Below are 2,011 nucleotides of genomic sequence, written 5' to 3'. Positions count from 1 at the left end.
AGCTGTTCGCGGTCAGCCAGGACGAGGAGTTCGCCCGGGTGACGGGGCTGCCGGTGCGCGCCCTGAACCTGCTGACGGCGGTCACGGCGGCGGTGACGGTGACGGTCGCGATGCGGGTGGTCGGCCTGCTGCTGGTCTCGGCGCTGATGGTCGTCCCGGTCGCGGCGGCCCAGCAGCTCAGCCGCAGCTTCGCCGCGACGTTCTCGATCGCCGTCGCCATCGGGGTGAGCGTCACGATCGGCGGCACGATCACGTCGTACTACCAGGACGTGCCGCCCGGTGCGACGATCGTGCTGCTGACCATCGCCGCGTTCATCGCCCTCACCGCGCTCGCCACACCGCTGGCCCGGCGCCGCGCCCGGGCACTGGCCGCGGCACGGCCCGCCGGGGACCCAGCGGAGTGCGCGATTCCGGCCAGCCGCGGGGCCGGGGACGAGATCGGCGTCTGACCCCGCGCTGCCCGGGCTGGCACAATGGCCCGGGCAGACGCGCATGTGCGTGCCGGCAGAAGGAGGCAACCGGTGACGACCGCTGGACCGCCCGTGAAGGGCCGCGCGACCCGGCAGCGGGCAGCCGTGGCGGCGGCCCTGGACGAGGTCGACGAGTTCCGCAGCGCGCAGGAGCTCCACGACATGCTCAAGCACAAGGGCGACTCGGTCGGCCTGACCACGGTCTACCGCACCCTCCAGTCCCTCGCCGACGCCGGCGAGGTCGACGTCCTGCGCACCTCCGACGGCGAGTCCGTCTACCGCCGCTGCTCCACCGGAGAACACCACCACCACCTGGTCTGCCGTGTCTGCGGCAAGGCCGTCGAGGTCGAGGGCCCGGCGGTGGAGAAGTGGGCGGAGTCGATCGCGGCGGAGCACGGCTACGTCAACGTGGCCCACACGGTGGAGATCTTCGGCACCTGCGCGGACTGCGCGGCGGCGCAGAGCTGACGGCGCCGGTTCAGACGCGGGGCAGGTGCTCGTCCAGAAGGACGCGCAGCCGGTCCGCGTCCTGCGGGGAGCGCAGCCCGCGCTTGGGCAGTACCTCGACGAGCAGGATGTTCGGGTCGCGGCTGAGCAGCACCATGCGGTCGCGGGTCTCGCGGTAGCCGCGGAAGACGGACCAGCGTTGCAGGAGCGTGGTGTGCGCGGTCTCGGCGGTGATGCCGGTCCCGGTCACGGCCGTGCGGTACTCGCCCTGCCAGGAGACGGTGCGCAGGGCGTGGTGGGCCTGGAGATGCGGGGTCGACCAGATCACGACGGCGCAGAAGACCGCGGTCACAACCGAGAGCACCGACATCCTCTCCGAGACCGCGGCCTGCACGGCGAGGGCCAGGAAGACGAGGACGAGGCCCCAGCGGACCAGGTGCAGCCGCCGCCTGCGCTCGCGCACCACGACACCGGCGCGGATGTCCGCGCGGTTCGGCCGGTAGACCAGTTCGACGGCGTCCTGTCGTTCGCCCGGCCGTTCGTCCGGCCGTTCGTCCCGCTGTTCGTTCCGCCCCATGTCCATGGCCATGAGGCGGGATCGTACCGCCGGTGATCAGTCCTCCTCGGTGCGGCCTTCCATGGCCAGCAGCTCCTCGTTCGGGATCGCGCCGCCGAACCGCCGGTCGCGGGAGGCGAACTCGACGCACGCCCGCCACAGGTCGCGCCGGTCGAAGTCCGGCCACAGCACGTCCTGGAAGACCATCTCGGCGTACGCGCTCTGCCAGAGCAGGTAGTTGGAGGTGCGCTGCTCGCCGCTCGGCCGCAGGAAGAGGTCCACGTCCGGCATGTCCGGGTAGTACAGGTACTTCTGGATCGTCTTCTCGGACACCTTCGCCGGATCGAGCCGCCCCGCCCGCACGTCCTCCGCCATCGCCTTCGCCGCGTCGGCGAGTTCGGCCCGGCCGCCGTAGTTCATGCAGAAGTACAGCGTGAGCAGGTCGTTGTCCTTGGTCTGCTCCTGCGCGACCAGCAACTCCTTCGCGACCGACTTCCACAGCCGGGGCATACGGCCCACCCACCGCACCCGCACGCCG

General features: G+C 71.8%; 4 protein-coding genes. 2 read left to right on the top strand and 2 right to left on the bottom strand.

Going from position 1 to position 2,011, the window contains the following annotated elements; genetic code table 11:
- Both ABZ484_RS38650 and ABZ484_RS38645 read left to right on the top strand, forming a co-directional pair.
- Window positions 1-449, top strand: a 449-nt coding sequence (locus tag ABZ484_RS38650) for a metal ABC transporter permease (RefSeq protein ID WP_358870626.1), incomplete at its 5' end; no start/stop codon positions are given.
- A 72-nt stretch (window positions 450-521) separates the two neighbouring features.
- Window positions 522-938, top strand: coding sequence for a transcriptional repressor (locus tag ABZ484_RS38645; protein ID WP_358870625.1), 417 nt, complete (start codon window positions 522-524; stop codon window positions 936-938).
- A 10-nt stretch (window positions 939-948) separates the two neighbouring features.
- On the opposite strand, the gene ABZ484_RS38640 is transcribed toward ABZ484_RS38645, so the two are convergent.
- Both ABZ484_RS38640 and uppS read right to left on the bottom strand, forming a co-directional pair.
- Window positions 949-1,506 (bottom strand): YcxB family protein, encoded by a 558-nt coding sequence (locus tag ABZ484_RS38640; RefSeq protein WP_358870624.1) that lies wholly within the window; start codon window positions 1,504-1,506, stop codon window positions 949-951.
- Between the two features lie 24 nt (window positions 1,507-1,530).
- A partial coding sequence (uppS, locus tag ABZ484_RS38635) for a polyprenyl diphosphate synthase (protein ID WP_358870623.1) occupies window positions 1,531-2,011 on the bottom strand: 481 nt, incomplete at its 5' end.

Origin of the sequence: Streptomyces sp. NPDC006393, assembly GCF_040628575.1 — a bacterium.
In the GTDB taxonomy this organism is placed as follows: domain Bacteria; phylum Actinomycetota; class Actinomycetes; order Streptomycetales; family Streptomycetaceae; genus Streptomyces.
The sequence above is the reverse complement of the archived record's forward strand: the minus strand, read 5'-3'. Positions and strand labels throughout refer to the sequence as shown.